20 protein-coding genes are annotated in these 19899 nt (G+C 70.9%); 14 read left to right on the top strand and 6 right to left on the bottom strand.

Features of this window, described 5'->3' with window-relative positions; all coding sequences use genetic code 11:
- Positions 1 to 201 precede the first annotated feature (201 nt).
- The 7 genes from metH to ABZS77_RS15200 all read left to right on the top strand — a co-directional run bounded on the left by metH (position 202) and on the right by ABZS77_RS15200 (position 6581).
- Positions 202 to 3717: a methionine synthase gene (gene metH / locus ABZS77_RS15230; RefSeq protein WP_354822819.1), complete on the top strand. Its 3516-nt coding sequence runs from the start codon at positions 202 to 204 to the stop codon at positions 3715 to 3717.
- A gap of 59 nt (positions 3718 to 3776) precedes the next feature.
- Positions 3777 to 4103, top strand: coding sequence for a hypothetical protein (locus tag ABZS77_RS15225; protein WP_354822817.1), 327 nt, complete (start codon positions 3777 to 3779; stop codon positions 4101 to 4103).
- 212 nt (positions 4104 to 4315) lie between these two features.
- Positions 4316 to 4672, top strand: a complete 357-nt coding sequence (locus ABZS77_RS15220; RefSeq protein ID WP_354822815.1) for a winged helix-turn-helix domain-containing protein — start codon at positions 4316 to 4318, stop codon at positions 4670 to 4672.
- Positions 4673 to 4900 (top strand): hypothetical protein, encoded by a 228-nt coding sequence (locus ABZS77_RS15215; protein ID WP_354822813.1) that lies wholly within the window; start codon positions 4673 to 4675, stop codon positions 4898 to 4900.
- Positions 4897 to 5487: a CDP-alcohol phosphatidyltransferase family protein gene (locus tag ABZS77_RS15210; protein WP_354822811.1), complete on the top strand. Its 591-nt coding sequence runs from the start codon at positions 4897 to 4899 to the stop codon at positions 5485 to 5487. Before ABZS77_RS15215 ends, ABZS77_RS15210 begins: the two co-directional genes overlap by 4 nt.
- Positions 5484 to 5984, top strand: a complete 501-nt coding sequence (locus tag ABZS77_RS15205; protein ID WP_354822809.1) for a hypothetical protein — start codon at positions 5484 to 5486, stop codon at positions 5982 to 5984. Before ABZS77_RS15210 ends, ABZS77_RS15205 begins: the two co-directional genes overlap by 4 nt.
- A gap of 156 nt (positions 5985 to 6140) precedes the next feature.
- On the top strand, positions 6141 to 6581 hold the full coding sequence (locus ABZS77_RS15200; RefSeq protein WP_354822807.1) for a VOC family protein: 441 nt from the start codon (positions 6141 to 6143) through the stop codon (positions 6579 to 6581).
- Positions 6582 to 6719: 138 nt separating this feature from the next.
- Here the strand turns inward: ABZS77_RS15200 and ABZS77_RS15195 are convergent, their stop codons facing one another.
- Both ABZS77_RS15195 and ABZS77_RS15190 read right to left on the bottom strand, forming a co-directional pair.
- Positions 6720 to 6932, bottom strand: coding sequence for a hypothetical protein (locus ABZS77_RS15195; protein ID WP_354822805.1), 213 nt, complete (start codon positions 6930 to 6932; stop codon positions 6720 to 6722).
- Positions 6933 to 7033: 101 nt separating this feature from the next.
- Positions 7034 to 7753: an SDR family oxidoreductase gene (locus ABZS77_RS15190; RefSeq protein ID WP_354822803.1), complete on the bottom strand. Its 720-nt coding sequence runs from the start codon at positions 7751 to 7753 to the stop codon at positions 7034 to 7036.
- A gap of 157 nt (positions 7754 to 7910) precedes the next feature.
- Here ABZS77_RS15190 and ABZS77_RS15185 point away from each other — a divergent pair, with 157 nt between their 5' ends.
- Both ABZS77_RS15185 and ABZS77_RS15180 read left to right on the top strand, forming a co-directional pair.
- Complete coding sequence (locus tag ABZS77_RS15185; protein WP_354822801.1) at positions 7911 to 8804, top strand: LysR substrate-binding domain-containing protein; 894 nt, start codon at positions 7911 to 7913, stop codon at positions 8802 to 8804.
- A gap of 89 nt (positions 8805 to 8893) precedes the next feature.
- Complete coding sequence (locus tag ABZS77_RS15180) at positions 8894 to 9343, top strand: GNAT family N-acetyltransferase (RefSeq protein WP_354822799.1); 450 nt, start codon at positions 8894 to 8896, stop codon at positions 9341 to 9343.
- Here the strand turns inward: ABZS77_RS15180 and ABZS77_RS15175 are convergent.
- Positions 9340 to 10251, bottom strand: a complete 912-nt coding sequence (locus ABZS77_RS15175; RefSeq protein WP_354822797.1) for an NAD(P)H-binding protein — start codon at positions 10249 to 10251, stop codon at positions 9340 to 9342. The genes ABZS77_RS15180 and ABZS77_RS15175 overlap by 4 nt on opposite strands.
- A gap of 109 nt (positions 10252 to 10360) precedes the next feature.
- Between ABZS77_RS15175 and ABZS77_RS15170 the strand changes: the two genes are divergently transcribed.
- From ABZS77_RS15170 to ABZS77_RS15160, 3 genes are all read left to right on the top strand, one after another.
- Positions 10361 to 10789 carry a VOC family protein gene (locus tag ABZS77_RS15170; protein WP_354822795.1) on the top strand — a complete coding sequence of 143 codons (429 nt, stop codon included), beginning with the start codon at positions 10361 to 10363 and terminating at the stop codon, positions 10787 to 10789.
- A 69-nt stretch (positions 10790 to 10858) separates the two neighbouring features.
- Positions 10859 to 11443 (top strand): hypothetical protein, encoded by a 585-nt coding sequence (locus ABZS77_RS15165; RefSeq protein ID WP_354822793.1) that lies wholly within the window; start codon positions 10859 to 10861, stop codon positions 11441 to 11443.
- 48 nt (positions 11444 to 11491) lie between these two features.
- Positions 11492 to 12436 (top strand): acyltransferase domain-containing protein, encoded by a 945-nt coding sequence (locus ABZS77_RS15160; RefSeq protein WP_354822791.1) that lies wholly within the window; start codon positions 11492 to 11494, stop codon positions 12434 to 12436.
- Positions 12437 to 12515: 79 nt separating this feature from the next.
- On the opposite strand, the gene ABZS77_RS15155 is transcribed toward ABZS77_RS15160, so the two are convergent.
- The 3 genes from ABZS77_RS15155 to ABZS77_RS15145 all read right to left on the bottom strand — a co-directional run bounded on the left by ABZS77_RS15155 (position 12516) and on the right by ABZS77_RS15145 (position 17553).
- Positions 12516 to 15347 carry a PQQ-dependent sugar dehydrogenase gene (locus tag ABZS77_RS15155; RefSeq protein ID WP_354822789.1) on the bottom strand — a complete coding sequence of 944 codons (2832 nt, stop codon included), beginning with the start codon at positions 15345 to 15347 and terminating at the stop codon, positions 12516 to 12518.
- A gap of 87 nt (positions 15348 to 15434) precedes the next feature.
- Positions 15435 to 16571, bottom strand: a complete 1137-nt coding sequence (locus tag ABZS77_RS15150; RefSeq protein ID WP_354823107.1) for a ThuA domain-containing protein — start codon at positions 16569 to 16571, stop codon at positions 15435 to 15437.
- Positions 16572 to 16932: 361 nt separating this feature from the next.
- Positions 16933 to 17553: a TetR family transcriptional regulator gene (locus tag ABZS77_RS15145; protein WP_354822787.1), complete on the bottom strand. Its 621-nt coding sequence runs from the start codon at positions 17551 to 17553 to the stop codon at positions 16933 to 16935.
- A 108-nt stretch (positions 17554 to 17661) separates the two neighbouring features.
- Here ABZS77_RS15145 and ABZS77_RS15140 point away from each other — a divergent pair, with 108 nt between their 5' ends.
- Together ABZS77_RS15140 and ABZS77_RS15135 are read left to right on the top strand one after the other, a co-directional pair.
- Positions 17662 to 18135: a MarR family winged helix-turn-helix transcriptional regulator gene (locus tag ABZS77_RS15140; protein ID WP_354822785.1), complete on the top strand. Its 474-nt coding sequence runs from the start codon at positions 17662 to 17664 to the stop codon at positions 18133 to 18135.
- On the top strand, positions 18132 to 19775 hold the full coding sequence (locus ABZS77_RS15135) for an MDR family MFS transporter (protein ID WP_354822783.1): 1644 nt from the start codon (positions 18132 to 18134) through the stop codon (positions 19773 to 19775). The genes ABZS77_RS15140 and ABZS77_RS15135 overlap by 4 nt, the downstream gene beginning before the upstream one ends.
- The last annotated feature ends 124 nt before the right edge of the window (positions 19776 to 19899 follow it).

Below are 19899 nucleotides of genomic sequence, written 5' to 3'. Positions count from 1 at the left end.
GGTGCACGGCGGCGTCCCTGTTGTCCTTCACGTCCGTCAGCCTACGTGCCGAGCGGGGGCGCGGCCCGTCGGCCGCGCCGGTCGCCCCCTCCGGCAACCGGTCAGACACTCACGAACCGGACAGGGTGATCCCGCTGACACAATATGGGATCGGGTGCCGAGGGGCGCTGGGCTCGACGGCTACCGCACTAACCTGAACGGGTGCGGACTTCGTTGATGGATGTGCTGGCCGACCGGATTCTCATCGCCGACGGTGCGATGGGCACCATGTTGCAGGCGGCGGATCTCACGCTCGACGACTTCGACGGCCTCGAGGGATGCAACGAGATCCTCAACGTAACCCGCCCGGACGTGGTGCGCGGCGTGCACGACGCCTACCTGGCAGCCGGCGCGGACTGCGTGGAGACCAACACGTTCGGCGCCAACCTGGCCAACCTCGCGGAGTACGACATCCCGCACCGCATCCGTGAGTTGTCCGAGGCGGCCGCCCGGATCGCCCGGGAGGCCGCCGACGCGGCGAGCACCCCGCAGCGGCCCCGGTTCGTGCTGGGCTCGATCGGGCCGGGCACCAAGCTGCCCACCCTCGGGCACGCCGACTACGCGACCCTGCGCGACGCGTACCAGGAGAACGCCGCCGGTCTGATCGTCGGTGGCGCGGACGCGCTGATCATCGAGACCTGCCAGGACCTGCTCCAGGTCAAGGCGGCGGTGGTCGGGTCGAAGCGGGCGATGACCGAGCTGGGCCAGTCGGTGCCGATCATCTGTCAGGTGTCCGTCGAGACCACCGGCACCATGCTGGTGGGCAGTGAGATCGGTGCGGCCCTGGCGGCGATCGAGCCGCTCGGCGTGGACCTGATCGGGCTCAACTGCTCGACCGGCCCGGCCGAGATGAGCGAGCACCTGCGATACCTGTCGCAGCACTCCCGCATCCCACTGTCGGTGATGCCGAACGCCGGCCTGCCGGTGCTGACCGCCGATGGGGCGTACTTCCCGCTGACTCCCGTGGAGATGGCCGAGGCCCTGGAGCGGTTCGTCACCGAGTACGGCGTGGGGCTCGTCGGTGGTTGCTGCGGCACCACCCCGGAGCACATCCGGGTGCTGGCCGAGCGGCTGCACGGCGTCACCGCCCCGGCCCGCGAGCCGCGCCACGAGGCGGGCGTCTCGTCGGTGTACCACCCGGTGCCGTTCGCGCAGGACGCGTCGGTGCTGATGGTGGGGGAGCGGACCAACGCCAACGGCTCCAAGGCGTTCCGGGAGGCGATGCTCGCCGCCGACTGGCGGGCCTGCGTGGAGATCGCCCGCAGTCAGGCGCGCGACGGCTCGCACCTGCTCGACCTGTGCGTGGACTACGTCGGCCGCGACGGCACGCAGGACATGCGCGAGCTGGCGGGCCGGTTCGCCACCGCGTCGACCCTGCCGATCATGTTGGACTCGACCGAGCCGGCGGTCGTCGAGGCCGGCCTGGAGATGCTCGGCGGCCGGTGCGTGGTCAACTCGGTGAACTTCGAGGACGGCGACGGCCCCGAATCCCGCTACGCGCGGGTGATGCCGATCGTCCGCGAGCACGGCGCGGCTGTGGTGGCGCTGCTCATCGACGAGGAGGGGCAGGCGCGTACCCAGGAGTGGAAGGTCCGGGTCGCGGCGCGGCTGATCGACGACCTGACCGGTCGGTGGGGGATGGACCGCTCGGACATCCTCATCGACGCGTTGACGTTCCCGATCGCCACCGGGCAGGAGGAGACCCGCCGCGACGGCATCGAGACCATCGAGGCGATCCGGGAGATCGCCCAGCGCTACCCGGGCGTCAACTTCACGTTGGGCATCTCGAACATCTCGTTCGGGCTCAACCCGGCGGCCCGGCAGGTGCTCAACTCGGTGTTCCTGCACGAGTGCGTGCAGGCCGGTCTGACCTCGGCGATCGTGCACGCCAGCAAGATCCTGCCGATGTCGAAGATCCCGGACGAGCAGCGCGAGGTCGCCCTGGACCTGGTGTACGACAGGCGCCGCGAGGGGTACGACCCGGTGCAGCGTTTCCTGGAGTTGTTCGAGGGCGTCGACGTGACGAGTGCCCGGGCCAGCCGGGCGCAGGAGTTGGCGGCGCTGCCGCTGGACGAGCGGCTCAAGCGGCGGATCATCGACGGTGAGCGTAACGGCCTGGAGGCCGATCTGGACGCGGCGATGGCCGGCGGCCGGGCCCCGCTGTCGATCATCAACGACATCCTGCTGGACGGGATGAAGGTGGTCGGCGAGCTGTTCGGCTCCGGCCAGATGCAGCTGCCGTTCGTGCTCCAGTCCGCCGAGGTGATGAAGACCGCGGTGGCGTACCTGGAGCCGCACATGGAGACCGCGGAGGACGGCGGCAAGGGCCGCATCGTGCTCGCCACCGTACGCGGCGACGTGCACGACATCGGCAAGAACCTGGTCGACATCATCCTGTCGAACAACGGCTACGAGGTGGTGAACATCGGCATCAAGCAGCCGATCAGCGCCATCCTGGACGCCGCCGAGCAGCACCGCGCCGACGCGATCGGCATGTCCGGGCTGCTGGTCAAGAGCACTGTCATCATGAAGGAGAACCTGGCCGAGATGGCCACGCGCGGGGTCGCCGAGCGGTGGCCCGTCCTGCTGGGCGGGGCGGCGCTGACCCGCGCGTACGTCGAGGACGACCTGCGATCGGTGTTCCCCGGGCAGGTGCACTACGCGCGGGACGCCTTCGAGGGGCTGTCCCTGATGGACAAGGTGATGACCGCCAAGCGCGGCGGCGCGCCGGTGATCGACCCGGAACGGGAGGCGGCCCTGGCGGCGCGGCGGGCCCGCCGGGAACGGCAGCGGTCCATGGTCACCGAGTCGCTGCCGGGGCTGCACGACTCGTCGGTCCGCTCCGACGTGGCAGTGGACGTGGCGGTGCCCACCCCGCCGTTCTTCGGCACCCGGGTGGTCAAGGGCGTCCCGATGGCCGACTACGCGGCGCTGCTCGACGAGCGGGCCACCTTCCGTGGGCAGTGGGGGCTCAACGGCGCGCGGGGTGGCAACGGCCCGTCCTATGACGAGCTGGTGGAGACCGAGGGCCGCCCGCGCCTGCGCTACTGGCTGGACCGGTTGATCGCCGACCAGGTGCTGGAGGCGGCCGTCGTGTACGGCTACTTCCCCGCGTACTCCGAAGGCAATGACCTGGTGGTGCTCGACGAGAACGGGCACGCGGAGCGCGCCCGGTTCTCGTTCCCCCGCCAGCGCCAGGAGCGGCGGCTCTGCCTGGCGGACTTCTTCAAGCCCAAGAGCGACCAGCTCGATGTGGTCGCGTTGCAACTGGTCACCGTCGGTCAGCCGGTCAGCGAGTACGCGGCGAAGCTGTTCGCCCGCAACGAGTACCGCGACTACCTGGAGGTGCACGGCCTGTCCGTGCAGCTCACCGAGGCGCTCGCCGAATACTGGCACCGGCGTATCCGTGCCGAGCTGACCCTGCCCGACGGCCGTCCGCTGGGCCACGACGACCCGACGGACCTGGCCGGTCTGCTGCGCAACGACTACCGGGGCTGCCGGTACGCGTTCGGCTACCCGGCCTGCCCGGACCTGGAGGACCGGGCGAAGATCGTCGACCTCCTGGGGTCGGAGCGGATCGGGGTCGAGCTGTCCGAGGAGTTCCAGCTCATGCCGGAGCAGGCCACCGACGCGATCGTCGTGCATCACCCGGAGGCCAGCTACTTCAACGCCAAGTGACGGGCGCGGGCCGGAGCCGTACGGAGGTTTTGTCGCCCTGGTAACGGGCAGCCGCGGGCGTGCGCATCAACGTGGAGGAACCAAGGGCTGCCGAACGATTCTGGGAAGGGCTGCGGGAGGTGGCCGCTGCCGCTGCCCGGCACCAGGATCCCGACCTGTACCACTCAGTGGTCAAGATCGGCAGGTCGGCGCTGTCCCAGGGCGTCGAGCTGGTGCCGTCGAGTGGACTCTTCCTGGAGTGTCCCGTCTGTGAGGTCCTGCCAGGTCAGCGGTGTATCAACGTGCCCAGGCATCCTCTACAGGACAACGTTCTTCATGCTGAGCGGTCGGAGTTGGCGGAGAAGGCGTTGAGGGGAGAAGTCCCCTTTCCTGTTCCGCTTCGCTGACGCCGGGGGCCCGCCGGCTGGCTGGCTGGGTGGGCGACGACCGGTCCGCGTCGAGCCCGCTGTGCCGGGTGGGTCGGAGGTCCCTGCCCGAGGCATGCCCATGGCCGCCGCCGCGCCTCTGGGGCCAGAAGAAGCTGAGTTCGTTCTCCCGCCGGGTCCCTGAGGGTCCGGCAGTTTGACGATCGCACTTGCGTATGCCAATAATAGTTGGCATGAGCCAAGGCGAGCTATGGGGGCTGAGCGGTGACCGGCTGGTCGAGGTCCTTGCCACGCTGGCCAGCCCGCACCGATTGCGCGTGCTCGCGGCGTTGGCCGGCGGGCGCGCCTACGTCTCACAACTCGCCCGCGACCTGGGCATCAGCCGCGCGCTGCTCCAGGTGCACCTGAAGAAGTTGGAGAAGGCCGGGCTGGTCACCGCGCATCTGGAGTTGTCCCCGGATGGCAAGGCGCTCAAGTACTACGAGACCGCCCCGTTCTCGCTGCACCTCACTCCCGACGTGGTGGCGCTCGCCGCCACGACCCTGAGCACCGCCGGAGACGGCGACGCCGTACCCAAAGGAAACAGTTAGATGGACATCGCCGCCTCGGTCTTCCTCGTCGTCGTCGCCGCCGTGGTCATCGCGGCCATCTGGTATGCCGGCGTCCGCAAGCGGGTCGCCGTCTCCGCCGAGCTGCAGCGGCAGTACGGCGAGCAGGCCGCCGAGACGCAGCGCCAGCTCACCGAGATGAGCGCGCAGCTGGCCGATCTGAACCGGCGCACCGCCGAGATGCACCGCATCCTCAAGGACGCCGAATGACAGCACTGGGCCTCAGCGCTCCGGTCACGCTGGTCAACGTTCCCAATGCCGTCACCGCCGTGCGGACAGCCACGTCGGTGGCGCTCGCCGTGGCGGCGCTGACCCACCGCAGCGTGCACCTGCTCGTCGCCGCGTACCTGATCTACTGGATCGGCGACATCCTGGACGGTGCCGCCGCCCGGGCCCTGGGCCAGGAGACGCGCACCGGCGCGGTCTTCGACATCGTCGCCGACCGTGCCTGCACCTCCGCCTGCGCCGCCGCGCTGGTCGTGCTGCGACCCGCCACCGCCCTCCCGATCGCGGTGTTTCTCGTCCAGTTCATGGTCGTCGACCAGTTGCTGAGTCTGATGTTCCTGCGCTGGCCGCTGCTCGGTCCGAACTACTTCGCCAGCGTCGATCGGCGCATCTACCGGTGGAACTGGTCGCCTCCGGCCAAGGCGTTGAACACCGCGGCGGTGGTGATCCTGGCGGTCGTCGCCCCGACGGCGGTGGCCGTCACGTTCGCCCTCGCGGTCGCGGCGGTGAAGGTCGTCTCGTTGGTCTGCGCCGCCAGGCTGCCGGCGGACCTGCCGCACACCCGGCCATGATCGCGGTCCTGGCGGCTGCGGCCGTCGGGCTCCTGTCGGCCTTCCTGCCGTTCACCCCGGCCGAGCCGTACCTGATTGCGGCCGCGGCGACGACCGGGGCGCCGTCGGTGGCATTGGGAGTCGCCGCCGCCGTCGGTCAGACTGCCGGCAAGGTCCTGATCTTCCTCGCCGCGCGCGGCGCGATCCACTCGTCCTGGCTGCAACGCCGGCTCCGCAGGCGCCCGCCTGCCGTGCGGGAGCCGACGGGACGGTTGGCGACGATGCTCGCCCGCCCGAAGGCGGCCGGGGCGCGCCTCGTCGACGTGCTGGAACGTCCCCGTCAGGCCACCGGTGTGCTGCTGGTCAGCGCGGTCACCGGATTCCCGCCGCTGCTGGCCGCCAGCGTCTACCTGGGCCGGACACCGATGCGGTCCACGGCCTTCGCGGTGACCTGCCTGCTGGGCCGGACGATCCGTTTCGTGACCATCGCGCTGGCCCCGCACGTCGCCGGCTACTGAGCGGGCGGAACGAGCGGGCCGCCACCAGGGCGAACCACCCGAGGCAGGGTGCGGCCGGACGCGGCGCCAGCGACACCGGTGTCGAGAACGGCCCTGCGGCTCCGTCCCGGGGGAGGATGCGGCCACAGTGGCCGTACCGGACCAGGGAGATCCAGCATGGCGATCCAGCGGATGGACAACGTCCTCATCGTTGTCGAGGACCTCGACGCCGTCATTGCGTTCTTCGTCGAACTCGGCATGGAGCTTCAGGGCAGAGAGCCGGTCGAGGGACGGTGGGTGGAGCGCGTCATCGGGGTCGACGACGTCCGACAGGAGGTCGCGATGCTCTGCACCCCGGACGGCCAGGGCAAGGTCGAGCTGGCGATGTTCCACACGCCGACGGCGATCAGCCCCGAGCCCAGGGATGCGCCGGCCAACACGCTCGGCATTCGTCGCATCATGTTCGCCGTCGACGACATCGAGGACGTCGTCACCCGCCTGCGCGCCCGTGGCGCGGACCTCGTCGGTGAGCTGGAACGGTACGAGGACATCTTCCGCCTCTGCTACGTCCGTGGTCCCGAGGGCATCATCGTCGGGCTGGCCGAACAGCTCAGGTGACGGCCCGGCGGGATGGTCGCCGAGTGGTCAGGCCCGGACCTCCGCGACCGACCATCGTGTCGGCGTTCTCGAACGACTCGACCGTGCGGAACCCTTCGGCCACGTACAGCCCTCTGGCGACGTTCGCCCTCTCCACGCTCAGCGAGACCGTGCGGACGCCGCGCTCGCGGGCGGCGTCCAGGAGTCGTCGGGCCGCATCCACCCGGTGACATAGTGAGCCAGCGCCGGGTCAGCCAGGATCTGCTCGCGAGGCCAGTTGCGCTCCGGCAACCAGTTCACGGCCGCCGCGAGCATGTCGACCAGGAAAGCGCGATCGGCCGAGGTGGCCGCGCGGACACCGAAGTCCTTCACCGCCAAACCCTGGCACAGAACCGCACCCTCTGTCGATCATCAAGTGGTGGTGTGTGACGGAGGGGCCCACCGACTCCATGATCGACCTGGCCCGGCCCGACTCAGGCGACCAGGGTGCCGCCGTCGACGGTCACCACCGTGCCGGTGGCGTAGGTCGCCCGCAGCAGGTAGACGAAGGCCTCGGCGACCTCCTCCGGCTCGCCCACCCGGCCGAGCGGCAGTGACTCGCCGAGCCGGGCGTACATCTGCTCCCGGTCGTCCCGCGGGAGCGAGTCCCAGAGCGGCGAGCGGATCACGCCGGCCGAGACGGCGTTGACCCGGATCGGGGCGAGTTCGACGGCGAGCGCGCGGACCAGCGCGTCGATCGCCCCGGTGATGCTGGCCGCGACCGACCAGCCGGCGCTCGGCCGGTGGTTGGCGGTGCCGGTGGTGAGGGTGATCGACCCGCCGGGCCGCAGGTACGGCAGTGCCGCGTTGACCGCCGACAGGGAGCCGAAGTAGCGCAGGTCGAAGGCGGTACGGGCGGCGGCGGGGTCGAGGGCGTCGACGGACATCAGCGTGAGCGGCTCACCGGCGGTGTAGACGAGGTGGTCGAATGGCCCGAGGCTCTGGAACAGTCGCGCCACGTCGCCGGGGTCGGTGAGGTCGGCGACGTACCCCTGGGTGCCGGTCGGCAGGGTCGCCAGGGCGCGGTCGACGCTGCGCCGGTTGCGCGAGGCGACCACGACCCGGGCGCCCTCGCGGGCGGCCCGGGTGGCGGCGGCGAGCCCGATTCCCGAGGTTCCGCCGAGTACGACGACACGCTTGTCGCTGAGATTCATGATCGTGCCCTTCCGGGTTCGTGGTGGGAACGGTTCCCACCATGCGTCGACCCCGACGCCCCCGTCCAAGACCTCTTTCACCTGCTGTGATACCCGCTGAGCATGAAGGCGATGGGTATCGTGGACCGATCAGCGACCGGGACCGGACGGGGCTTGGATGGACGTGGATCTGCGCAAGCTGCGCTACTTCGTGGCGGTCGCGCAGGAGTTGCACTTCGGTCGGGCCGCCGCGCGGCTGCACATCGCCCAGCCGGTCCTGTCGCGCCAGATTCGGGCGTTCGAGCACGAACTCCGCGCCGAGCTCTTCGTCCGGGACCGCCGCTCCACCGTGCTGACCGAGGCCGGTCGCCAACTGTTGGCCGACGCCGGCCCGCTGCTCGCCTCCGCCGAGGCTCTGCACCGTCGGGTGCAGCGGGCGGCGCACGGCCGGCAGACGTTCACCATCGCGTTCATGCCGGGCATCATCGTCACCGCCGAGGCCCGCGCCATCGCCCGGCGGCACCCCGACCTGGCCGTCGGTGTCATCCGCACCTCCTGGGACGACCAGGCCGAGGTGCTCCGCGAGGGGCGCGCCGACGTCGGCTTCGTACGGCTCCCGGTCGACCAGCGCGGCCTGCGCCTGCGCCCGCTGTTCACCGAGCCCCGTGTCGTGGTCCTGCCGGACGAACACTGGCTGGCGGGCAGGGAGTCGGTCGTCCTCGCCGAGCTCGTCGAGGAGCGCCTGCTCCAGGACCCGGACGCGGTGCCGGAATGGCGGGACCTGCCGAACCGCCCGACGGATCCCGAGCCTCGCCCCCGGCCGGCGCTGACCTCCGTCGAGGAGAAGTTGGAGCACGTCGCCGCGTACGCCGGGGTCGTGATCTTGCCGCTGTCGACCGCGACGTTCTACACCAGGCCGGGCGTCGTCCACGTGCCGGTCGACGACCTCGGGCACAACCAGGTGTGTGTGGCCTGGGCGGAGGACGACCGGTCGCCACTGGTGCGGGAGTTCGTCGACATCGCCGCGCGCCAGGTCCGGACGGTCGCTGACCCGCCTGCGGAGACCGGCTAGCTGTGGTGTCGACGGCGTACGCGGGCGACGGTGTCCGGATGCCTGTCCGCGCCGGGCGCCGCACACGCCGCCTTCGTTAGGCTCCGGGCATGTTCCGTGCGGCCCGGCCCGACGACTTCGCGCAGATCATCCGCCTCTACCGGCAGTTGAACCCGGACGACCCGGTGCTGGACGACGGCTCCGACGCGGCGGCCTTCCAGCAGATCCTGGACACGCCGGGGCTGCGTCTGTTCGTCCTCGACCTGGACGGGGTTGTCGTCGCCACGACGTACCTCAACGTGATCCCGAACATGAGCAGGTCCGCGTCGCCGTACGCGGTCGTCGAGAACGTCGTCGTCGAGGAGTCACGCCGGGGCACCGGGCTGGGCCGGCAGATCATGGCCGGCACGCTCCAGGCCGCGTGGGACGCCGGCTGCTACAAGGCGATGCTGATGACGGGTTCGCGTACCCCCGCGACCCATGCGTTCTACCGGGCCTGCGGCTTCTCGCCCGACGTCAAGACGGCGTACCTCGCCCGACCATCGGCGCCCCGGGGCTAACCGGCGGGGAAGGTCTCGCGCAGCGCCGCGTCCAGGGACCGGCCGGTCGTCGGCTCGACGAACAGGTCGGCGAGCAGGAGGTCGGCGAGATGGCGGGGGTTGATGCCGGACTCCGTGCGCCCGAGGGCCTGGAGCGTGCCGCCGAGTCGGAGGGCGGCCTTCGCCGCGCCGGATGGCAGGCGGGACACCCGGCGGCGTCGACCGACCGCCCCGGCGACGCGCGTGATCATGTCGTTCCAGGTGAGGTTCTCGTCGGCGACCGGAATGTCGTCGCCGCGTCCCTGCTCCAGGGCGTCCACCGCGATCTCGGCCACGCTGCGCGCCGAGGCCGCGGCGGTCCCGCCGGTGGGGGCCACCAAGGGGGTACGCGAGCGGGCCCACCGGTCCAGCGGCCCGGCCCAGTTCGGTAGCCGGTCGCCGGCGCGGCCGAAGACGAAGGGCAGTTCGAGGACGGCGACCGGCAGATCCTGGCCGGCGGCCACCCGCCCCTCCCGTGCCTGCTCGATCCGGCACCGGATGTACGTGTGCCGCTCGGCGAGCCGCCACCGTGGGTGCAGCCGATGGAAGTACGTGTAGTACGAGCCCATCACCACCCCACGGGTGAGGCCCTCCTGGCGTGCGGCCGTGAACAGGCGTACCACGGGATCGACGTTGTCGCGGCGGAACCGCGGGTAGATCGGCTTGGGCAGCGGGCGTTGCTCGTCGGTGCGGGTGGCGTACACGACACCGTCGTGGCCGGTGAGCAACGGCCGCAGGTCGTCGACCGACGCGGAGTCGACGTCCATCAGGTGGTCGACACCCGGCCGGGCGGTGCGCGCCACGGTGGTCGCGGCGTGGCCGCGTTCGCGCAGCACGTCCACGACGTGCGCGCCGATCAGACCGCTGCCGCCCACCACGAGGATTCGCACGCCCAATCGTCCACTCCGGAACGGGTCGCCTGTCAAGCCAGGCGCAAGGGGCGGCCGCGGATGCGGCCGCGGGGTGGCACGGCGAGAATGGCGTCGGAGGTGATCGAGAATGGTCGACCAGGAGAGTGTGCCCACGTGGTGTTCGGTGGTGCTCGACTGTACCGACGCGCGGGAGTCGGCGGAGTTCTACCGGCAGCTGATGGGCTTCGTCTACCGGTCCGGTGACGAGCCGCCGGCGGATGGGCGACCCGACGAGCGCGGTCGTGACTGGCTGGTGCTGAGGTCTCCCGGCGGCGGCCCGCAGATCGCGTTCCAGCAGGTCGACCACCTGCCGCAGGCGACCTGGCCGAAGAGCGACGTGCCGCAGCAGCTGCACCTGGACCTGACCGTGGAATCCGTCGAGGAGCTGCTGGTCCAGCACGAGCGCGTGCTCCGCCTCGGCGGCCGGCTGCGGTACGACCGCATCGAGGACCCCGACGAGCCGCTGCGCGTGTACGCCGACCCGGCCGGTCACCCGTTCTGCATTTTCGTGGGGTAGTCGTCCGCGCCCCGTGGATGGCATAGGTTCGACGGTGGTGGACGCCATCGTCATGAAACGGGGTCGAGCATGCCGGAGCCGCGCGCCTTCTGGGTGGACGAGCAGTTCGACCGCGAGCACGGCACCGGCGGGCAGGGGCGGTACGAGGCCGAGGTGCTCCGCCGGATCGACGACTTCGCCGACACCTGGGACGACATCGCCCCCGTCGCGTTCGGGGCGACGGCCTGGCGGGTGGCGAGTGAGCTGTCGCCCGGGTTCGTCCGCTGGCACCGGCGGATCATCTCGGCGACCTGCGCGCGCAGCCCGTGGGACGGCAGCATGGTCTGCGCGGTCACCGTCGCGTCCCGCTGGCCGGCCGAGTTGACCTGGACCAGGCAGTGGCAGCGCGACCGTGGGTGGCACGACTGGCCCCAGCTGTTCGGCCAGTTCACCACACCCACCGAGCAGGACCACACACGCCGGCCCCATCTGCGCGCGCTGCTCCAGGTGGAGGCGCCGGTCCCGCTCGACGACCTGCCGCCGGCGCCCGCCGGACCGCAGGACGATGTCACCTCCGCGGCGCGCCGGGCGGTGGTGGTGCTGGCTCGGGAACTCAACGACCTCCTCGCGCCGATGATCGGGCAGCTCGACGCCGGGGTGCCGGCGGACTCCTGAGCTCCCCGGGCCCCCACCGGGCACGTCCGCGCCGGTAGGGTCGGCGCCGTGGATCTGCACGACACCGCCGCCCGGCTCGGCGTACCCGTCGAGGACGTCGAGCGGGTGCACCGGCTCGCCGGCGATCGGCCGTCGGCGCCGCTGCCCGCCAGGGCCGACGCGCCCGCGATACTCGACCGGCTCGCCGTGCCGCCGGACGACGCCGCCGAGATCATGGCGGGCTGGCCCGACGCCGACTCTCCGCTGTGGACACCCGAGCTGCGCTGGCTGCTCGACCGTTCCATCGCGCTGGTCCGCGCCGACCTCGGGGGACACGAGTGGCTGCCGCCCGGCCCGGAACTGCCGCGTGACCGTGGCCCCGCCTGGCGGCACCTCTACGTGTACGCGTACCTGGCCCTGGTCGACGTCGCCCGGGCGTACCACCGCGACCACGACGTGCCCGACGCCGTGTCCTGGTCGAGTCTCGCGGACCTGGGTCGCAACCTCGCCATCGACAGCCGGATGCGCGGCGAGGGCTGGCCGGTCATGCAGAGCTGGCTGACGCTGCACGTCCGCGGCAGCATCTACGAGCTGGGTCGGTTGCAGCACCACCGTGGCGGCGCCGACCTCTCCCTGCACATCCCCGACGCGGGGCCGCTGACCCCCGACGCCATCGACGCGTCGCTCGACGAGGCCCGCGCGTTCTTCCCCCGCCACTTTCCCGACGAGCGCTACGAGGCGTTCGCCTGCGGCTCGTGGCTGCTCGACCCGCAGCTGCTCGAATACCTGCCGGCGGAATCGAACATCGCCCGGTTCCAGCGGCGGTTCGAGCTGACCCCCTACCAGGAGCAGGAGGGGCCGGACGCCGACGTCGAGGTGCTGCGGTTCGTCTTCCGCACCTTGCGCACACCGCTGGACGAGCTGCCCCGGCGTACCGTGCTGGAACGCGCAGTCGTCGACCACCTGAAGGCCGGCCACCACTGGCAGTGGCGGCACGGCCGCTTCCCGATCTAGCCACCCGGACGCTGGCGGCCGACGGTGCGGTGGGTCCGGCCCGGCCGCCGACCAGGGCGGGCCGGACCCACCACCGGCGTCAACCGGTGAGCGTGAACCTCTCCCAGGCGCCGACCGTGGCACGGTTGGCGATCAGAGACCCGGCACCGGCGTTCTCGGCGGCCACGATCTGGTTGTTGACCGTGGCGCGCAGGCTGACCGTCCCGTCGGAGTTCGTGATGAGCTGGAAGGTCTCCCACGCCCCGATGGTCGTGCGGTTCGCGACCAGCGGTTCCGTGCCGGCGTTCTCGGCGCAGACGTACAGGCCGTTGGCACGCGAGCGCAGGGCGATGGTGCCGTTACCGGCGTCCACCCGGTCGAACTGCTCGGTCGAGGTGACCGTGGCCTTGTTGGCGATCAGCGGGTTCGTGCCGACGGCCGACACGTACTGGCTGTTCACCTGCGCCCGCAGCGTGATCCCCCCGGTCGGCGGGGTGCTGGTGCCGGTGGTGAAGGTGAATGCGTCCACGTCGAACAGGTAGCCCGACCCGCCCTTGAACACCAGGTACAGCATGGTCGTCGCGGCGGGCGGGTTGCTGATGGCACCGGACGCCTCGGTGAAGGTCTCCCAGTTCCCGGTCACCGGCACCGTGACGGTGCCCAGCAGGGTGCCGGTCGCCGAACCGGCCCGTACCTCGACGGTGCCGCCGGCACCGGCCGACGACGCCCGCACGGTGATGCGGTTGGCGGCGGCCAGGTTGTACGGCTGGTACGAGATCCAGTCGTTGTTCTCGATGAACCCGGCGGTGCGGCCACCCTCGGCGCTGGCATGGTCGGTGGCCTGGACGCCCGACTGGGCGCCGAAGTGCTCACCCTGGCGGTGCCTCGGTTGCAGGGTCCTGATGCTGTGCGTGGTGAGCCCACCGTTGTCGGTGTACGCGGCGTCGAATACCCCGTAGATGTTCGCCGCCGCGTCGTGCTCCCCGTCGGTCGGAACGGTGATCGAACCGCTGCACCCGGTCTTCGAGGTGATCTGGTGGGCGTGACTGTCGTGGCCCAGCGCGTACGTCAGGCTGACCTTGGCACAGTCGATCGTGCCGTCCTGCGGGTCGCTCACGCTGATCTGGTACGGCACCGTGTCACCGAAGCTGAACAACTGCCCGTCGGCGGGCGCGGTGAGCGTCACCGTCGGGGCGGTGTTGCCAACGGTGACGACCAGGCTCGCCGTACCGGACAGGCCGGTCGGGTCGGTGACCTTCAACGTGGGGGAGTACGTGCCGTTCGTGGTGTACGTCTTTGTGGGGTTCGCCGCGGTCGACGTGGTGCCGTCGCCGAACGTCCACAGGTAGCTCAGCGCCCCGCCCTCGGGGTCGGAGCTGCCGGCCGACGAGAAGGTGACAGTCAACGGGTTGGCCCCGGACGTGGGGTTCGCCGACGCGACCGCGATCGGGCTGCGGTTGCCTCCACCGATGTACTCGATCCGGAACAGCGCCTGGTTGTTCGAGCCGGTGCCGTAGTCCAGCACGTACAGGGCGCCGTCCGGGCCGAAGGCCATGTCCATGACCTGGGTGCCGCTCCACGGGAAGCTGGAGATCTCCCCGCGCGTGCCGTCGGCGTTGATGGCGATGGGCTTGATCCAGCGGCGGCCGTACTCGCCGGCGAAGAACTGGCCGTTGAGCGATGCCGGGAACTTGATGCTGGAGTTGAGCGAGGCGTCGTACCGGTAGACCGGCCCGGCCATCGGCGACTCGGAGCCGCTGCCGAACTCCGACGGTGAGCCGGAGTCACCGGCGTACTTGATCCAGGCCGGCCTCGCCGCGGGCAGCGTGCCGAGGCCGGTGTTGCGGAACGAGTTGTTCGTCGGCCCGCCCGTGCAGTTGTACTTGGACTGCGACGGACCGGACGGGAACGTGTATTCATTGTATGTTTCCGCGCTCGTGTTGCTGCCGGTGCAGTACGGCCAGCCGAAGTTGCCGGGTGCGGTGATGCGGTTGAACTCCACCTGACCGGAGGGGCCCCGACTGGAGTTGGTGCTTCCGGCGTCGGGGCCGTAGTCGCCGAGGTAGACGACTCCGGTCGCCTTGTCGACGCTCATCCGGAACGGGTTGCGCAGACCCATCGCGTAGATCTCCGGGCGGGTGCCGGCCGTGCCGGGCGCGAACAGGTTGCCCGACGGGATGGTGTACGTGCCGTCCGCCTGCGGCTTGATCCGCAGCAGCTTGCCGCGCAGGTCGTTGGTGTTGCCCGCCGAGCGCTGGGCGTCGAACTGCGGGTTGCGGTTGGTCCGTTCGTCGAGCGGCGCGTACCCGGACGACTCGAACGGGTTGGTGTCGTCGCCGGTGGTCAGGTAAAGGTTGCCGGCGGCGTCGAAGTCCAGGTCACCGCCGACGTGGCAGCACTGCCCACGGTCGTTGGCGACCTGGAGCACGATCTTCTCGCTGCCCAGGTTGAGCGTGTCGTCGGTGTTGAGGGTGAACCGGGACAGCCGCAGGTGCCCCTTCCACCGGTCCCAGTCGGTCTGCGAGCCGGTGGTCGGGGCGTCCCCGGACGGGGTGCTCAACGTGGGCGAGTAGTACAGGTAGATCCACCGGTTGGTGGCGAAGTTGGGGTCGACGGCGACGCCCTGCAACCCCTCCTCGTCGTGGGTGTAGACGGACAGGGTGCCGGAGACCCGGGTGTTGCCGGCCACGTCGGTGACCCGCAGGACGCCGTTGCGGGCGGTGTGCAGCACCGAGCGGTTGGGCAGAACGGCCAGGGACATGGCCTCGCCCAGCTCGGCCGAGCCGGTGGCGAGCTTGACCTGCTGGTAGTCGGATGCGGGAATGACCGCCGCCTGCGCGGTGGACGGTGCGGCAACGGCCAGGGTCACGCTCGCGGCGGCGGTGAGCGCCGCCACGAGGGCCCGGGACCAGCGCCGGGGGCACGAGAACATGATCGTCCTTCCTCGACGACCGGGGCCGGGCGTGCGGGGGCGCACCACGGCCGAAAGGGGAGTGGTGAGGAGCGCGTCGAGGCGCGGTCAGCCGGTGACGAGGTCGAACTTCTCCCACTGGCCGATGGAGGTCCGGTTGGCGATCAGCGCGGCGGCGCCCGCGTTCTCGGCGGCGACGTAGCGGCTGTTCACCGTGGCCCGCAGGCTCACCGTGCCGTCGGAGTTGCGCACGAGCTGGAAGGTCTCCCAGGCGCCGGCGGTGGCCCGGTTGGCGATCAGCGCGGCGGCGCCGGCGTTCTCGGCGGCGACGTACTGGCCGTTGCCCTTGGCGCGCAGCGCCACGTTGCCGTTGCCGAGGTCGACGAGGTCGAACCGCTCGGTGGTGCCGGCGGTGCTGCGGTTGGCGATCAGCGGGGTGGTGGCGTTGGGCGCGCTGACGAACTGGTTGTTGGCGCGGGCTCGCAGGGTGGAGCCGCTGGTCGTGGGCGGCGGGGTGGTGGTGCGGGGGGAGCAGTCCGCCGTGACGGCGCCCGCCGCGACGCGCAGGCCGCCGAGCAGCATCTGGGTGAACTTCGGGTCGGTGTACGACGCCTCGGTGTGCCCGAGGCCCGTGTACCAGGCCCGCCCGCCGCCGTACGCCTTGCACCAGGTGATCGGGTGGTCGCCGTTCATGTTGCCGCCGCTGTACGACGACTCGTCGAGGCTGGCCAGGACCCGCGCGCTGGAGCGGGGGTTGGTGCGGTAGTTGTACCACTCGTCGGAGCGGACCCAGGTGGTGCCGAGGTGCGCGGTCGACGGGTTGGTGGTGTCCTCGATCTTCACGGTCGCGGTCTGGATCGCCGGGTGCGAGTCGAACCAGGCGCCGACCAGCGAGCCGTACCACGGCCAGCTGTACTCGGTGTCGGCGGCGGCGTGTACGCCCACGTATCCGCCACCGGCCGCGATGTACGACTCGAAGGCCGTCTGCTGGCTGGCGTTGAGCACGTCGCCGGTCGTCGACAGGAAGACCACCGCCTGGTACTGGGCCAGGTTGGAGGTGGTGAACTGCGCGGCGTCCTCGGTGGCGGTGACGGTGAAGCCGTTGGCCGAGCCGAGCTGCTGGATCGCGGCGATGCCGTTCGGGATCGACGAGTGCCGGAAGCCGGCGGTCTTGCTGAACACCAGGACCTTGGTCAGCGGCGCCGCCGAGGCGGGGGTCGGCATCACGGCCAGGCTGGCCAGCATCACGGCCAGGCCGGTGACGAGTGCCAGCAGTCGGGGACGGGAACGCATGGGTGCTCCTTAGCTGAGCGTCGACCCCGGTCGTGCGCGGGCACGCCGGAGGCCATGGTGGCGGTGGTGCGAAAAGCCGGGCCGCCGATGCTCGGCTGAGGTGGTGCGGGTGGCGACGGGCCCGATGCGCCAGTGTGGACGGTCCAGGCGCATCGACTTGTATCGCTGACGCAGTAAACCTCCGATGTCTTTGGTGCGTCAAGACCGCGCCCGTTGGCTACCACCCACTGGACGGCGCGTCACCGGGACTCGTCGGGCCAGCACGGTGCCCGCGACCCGGAGCGACGGGAGTCCCGGGGATCGGAGGTCGGCGCTAGGCGCCGGTGCTGGTGCGGTGGCTCTCGGGGGCCGCCACGGGAGCGGCCGCGGCGAGCGCGGTCCGCACGGTGTGCGCCATCGGGTCGTCCGGGTGCTCGATCCAGTGCTGGACGGCGACCCGCAGGATGGCCAGGAAGGTCGCGGCCAGGAGGCGGGAGCGCAGTGCCACGTCGCCGGCGGTCAGCCGGTGGGCGAGTTCCGTGGCCAGTTCGCGCTCGATCGCGGCGTACGCCGCGACCTGGTGGGGAGCCAGGCCGGGGTGCCCGCGCAGCTTGCGGCGCTGGGTGAGCCAGGAGGGCTCGGAACCGCCGAAGACCTCCTCGGTGAGGCGCTCGGCCGCCCGGCTCAGGACGGTCCACGGCGCGTCGTCGACCGGCTGTTCCCGGATCAGCTCCAGCAGCCGGTGCAGGCGCATGGTGTCGCCGTGGAAGAGGGCCTGCTCCTTGCTCGAGAAGTAGTTCGAGAAGGTCCGCCGGGAGACGTTCGCGGCGTCGGCGATCGCCTCGACCGTCACCGCGTCGATGCCCTGGTCGGCGGCGAGGCGCAGGGCCGCCTCGTGCAGCGCGAGGCGGGTGGCCGCCTTCTTGCGCTCCCGCAGACCGGTCGTTTCGTCCATCGCACCGAGGGTACGGGCGGGTGAGCCACTTCTCAATGAGCAAACTTGCCTAATGGGCAAGATCGGTGAATGCTTGCTTGAGGCAACCAACATCGTGTGGGAGCAGACGTGGAAAGCGGCGCTCGTGAACTCGGCCTTCGCCTGTACGACCTGGTCAGAAGCGTCCGGTTGCTGAAACAGCGCCGTGCCGACGAACGACCGGCCATCCCGCCGGGGATGCTCGGCACGCTCGTGCAGATCGATCAGCTCTCCAGCGACTGCCATGCCCGCGACCTGGTCGACCGCACGCGGCTGGACGCGTCGACCATCAGCCGCTCGGTCACGGCGCTCGTCGCGCAGGGCCTGGTCGAACGGCGGCCGGACCCGACCGACAGGCGGGCGACCTTCCTGGCGGTCACCCCGGCCGGCCGTGCCGCCCTGGCCGACAGTCACCGCTGGTACGGCGAGGTGATCGAACGAGCGCTCACCGACTGGACTCCCGACGAGGTGGCGGCGCTGGTCGCCGCGCTCGGCCGGTTCGCCGGCGACATCGAGGTCGCCCTCGGAAACAACGACAACGACACCCTGGAGGCCGCGCGATGAGCGCACCCACCATCACGGCCGGCGCTGAGCCGATGACCCATCGGCGGACACTGGAAGCGCTCAGTGGCCTGCTGCTGGTGCTCTTCGTCGCGATGTTGAGCAGCACGGTCGTCTCGACCGCGCTACCCAAGATCATCGGATCGTTGAACGGCTCGCAGACCCAGTACACCTGGGTGGTCACCGCGACCCTGCTCACCGCGACGGCAACCACCCCCATCTGGGGCAAACTGGCCGACCTGTTCAACAAGAAGACCCTCATCCAGGTCGCCATCGTGGTCTTCCTGGTGGGCTCGGTCGTCGCCGGCTTCTCGCAGAGCGCCGGCCAGCTCATCGCCGCCCGCGCGTTCCAGGGCATCGGGGTCGGCGGCCTGCAGGCACTCGTCCAGGTGGCGATCGCGGCCATGATCCCGCCGCGCGAGCGAGGCCGCTACAACGGATACCTCGGTGGCGTCATGGCCGTCGCCACCGTCGGCGGCCCACTGCTCGGCGGCCTGATCGTCGACACGTCCTGGCTCGGCTGGCGCTGGTGCTTCTTCGTCGGCGTGCCGGTGGCGGCCATCGCCCTGGTCCTGCTCCAGGCCACCCTGCGCCTGCCGACCGTACGGCGTGAGAACGTCAAGATCGACTACCTGGGTGCCAGCCTCATCGCCGCGGGCGTCAGCGTGCTGCTGATCTGGATCTCCTTCGTCGACGGCTCGTTCGCCTGGGCCTCCTGGCAGACCGCTGCCATGGTCGGCGGTTCGCTCGTCCTGCTGGCCCTGGCGGTCTGGGTCGAGTCGCGCGCGGCCGAGCCGGTCGTCCCGCTCGGAATCGTTCGCCAGCACACCACCGCGCTGGCCATCCTCGGCAGCCTCGCGGTCGGCATGGCCATGTTCGGCGGTGCCGTCTTCCTCGGCCAGTACTTCCAGATCGGCCGCGGCTACAGCCCGACCGAGGCGGGCCTGCTCACCATCCCGATGATGGCCGGTGTCCTCGGCTCCTCGATCGTCGCCGGCCGGCTGATCACCAAGAGCGGAAAGATCAAGCCGTACATCGTCGCCGGTTCGATCCTGCTCGTCGCCGGGTTCGCCCTGCTCGGCACCATCGACCACGAGACGTCGCTGGTCCTGGTCGGCGCCGCCATGTTCATCGTCGGCGTCGGCGTCGGCATGACCATGCAGAACCTCGTCCTCGCCGTTCAGAACACGGTCTCGCTCAAGGACATCGGCGCGGCCAGTTCCAGCGTCGCGTTCTTCCGGTCGCTCGGCGGCACCATCGGCGTCTCCGTGCTCGGCGCCGTCCTCGCACGCCGGGTCGGCGACCAGATCACCCGCGACCTCACCGCCGCCGGGATCCCCGTCTCCGGCGGCTCGGAGGGCAGCAGCAACCTCAACATCACCGCCCTGCCCGCGCAGGTCCAGGACATTGTCCGGGCCGCGTACGGTGACGCCACCGGACACATCTTCCTGATCTCCGCCGCCATCGGGGTCGTCGGTATCATCGCCGCGCTCCTACTCAAGCCGATCACCCTGCGGACCAGCCTCGACCTACCGGACGCCGCCACGTCGTCGGCCGTCGCCGCCGACGCGGTCGACGGCGCTCCCGCCTTCGACCAGGTGCGCGTCGACACCACGCCTGACGGGCCGACCTCCCGACGCTGACGTCGGGCCGTTCGACCCGGGGCCGGGGCGCCGCCCGGGCGCCGCGCCGGCCCCCCCCCGCGGGCCGGGGCCGCCCCGCCCACCAAAACACAAAAAAGAAGAAAGGGAGGAAAACGAGAACGCA

Origin of the sequence: Micromonospora sp. NPDC005298 (assembly GCF_040607375.1) — a bacterium.
GTDB lineage: Bacteria > Actinomycetota > Actinomycetes > Mycobacteriales > Micromonosporaceae > Micromonospora.
The sequence above is the reverse complement of the archived record's forward strand: the minus strand, read 5'-3'. Positions and strand labels throughout refer to the sequence as shown.

Bases quoted from the DNA above. Each gene is read 5' to 3' on its own strand.
- ABZS77_RS15180 (WP_354822799.1), top strand. From the start codon at position 8,894: ATGTTCCGTGCGGCCCGGCCCGACGACTTCGCGCAGATCATCCGCCTC.
- ABZS77_RS15150 (WP_354823107.1), bottom strand. From the start codon at position 16,571: ATGCTGGCCAGCCTGGCCGTGATGCCGACCCCCGCCTCGGCGGCGCCG.
- ABZS77_RS15185 (WP_354822801.1), top strand. From the start codon at position 7,911: ATGGACGTGGATCTGCGCAAGCTGCGCTACTTCGTGGCGGTCGCGCAG.
- ABZS77_RS15200 (WP_354822807.1), top strand. From the start codon at position 6,141: ATGGCGATCCAGCGGATGGACAACGTCCTCATCGTTGTCGAGGACCTC.
- ABZS77_RS15155 (WP_354822789.1), bottom strand. From the start codon at position 15,347: ATGTTCTCGTGCCCCCGGCGCTGGTCCCGGGCCCTCGTGGCGGCGCTC.
- ABZS77_RS15165 (WP_354822793.1), top strand. From the start codon at position 10,859: ATGCCGGAGCCGCGCGCCTTCTGGGTGGACGAGCAGTTCGACCGCGAG.
- ABZS77_RS15135 (WP_354822783.1), top strand. From the start codon at position 18,132: ATGAGCGCACCCACCATCACGGCCGGCGCTGAGCCGATGACCCATCGG.
- ABZS77_RS15210 (WP_354822811.1), top strand. From the start codon at position 4,897: ATGACAGCACTGGGCCTCAGCGCTCCGGTCACGCTGGTCAACGTTCCC.
- ABZS77_RS15215 (WP_354822813.1), top strand. From the start codon at position 4,673: ATGGACATCGCCGCCTCGGTCTTCCTCGTCGTCGTCGCCGCCGTGGTC.
- ABZS77_RS15145 (WP_354822787.1), bottom strand. From the start codon at position 17,553: ATGGACGAAACGACCGGTCTGCGGGAGCGCAAGAAGGCGGCCACCCGC.
- ABZS77_RS15190 (WP_354822803.1), bottom strand. From the start codon at position 7,753: ATGAATCTCAGCGACAAGCGTGTCGTCGTACTCGGCGGAACCTCGGGA.
- ABZS77_RS15220 (WP_354822815.1), top strand. From the start codon at position 4,316: ATGAGCCAAGGCGAGCTATGGGGGCTGAGCGGTGACCGGCTGGTCGAG.
- ABZS77_RS15205 (WP_354822809.1), top strand. From the start codon at position 5,484: ATGATCGCGGTCCTGGCGGCTGCGGCCGTCGGGCTCCTGTCGGCCTTC.
- ABZS77_RS15170 (WP_354822795.1), top strand. From the start codon at position 10,361: ATGGTCGACCAGGAGAGTGTGCCCACGTGGTGTTCGGTGGTGCTCGAC.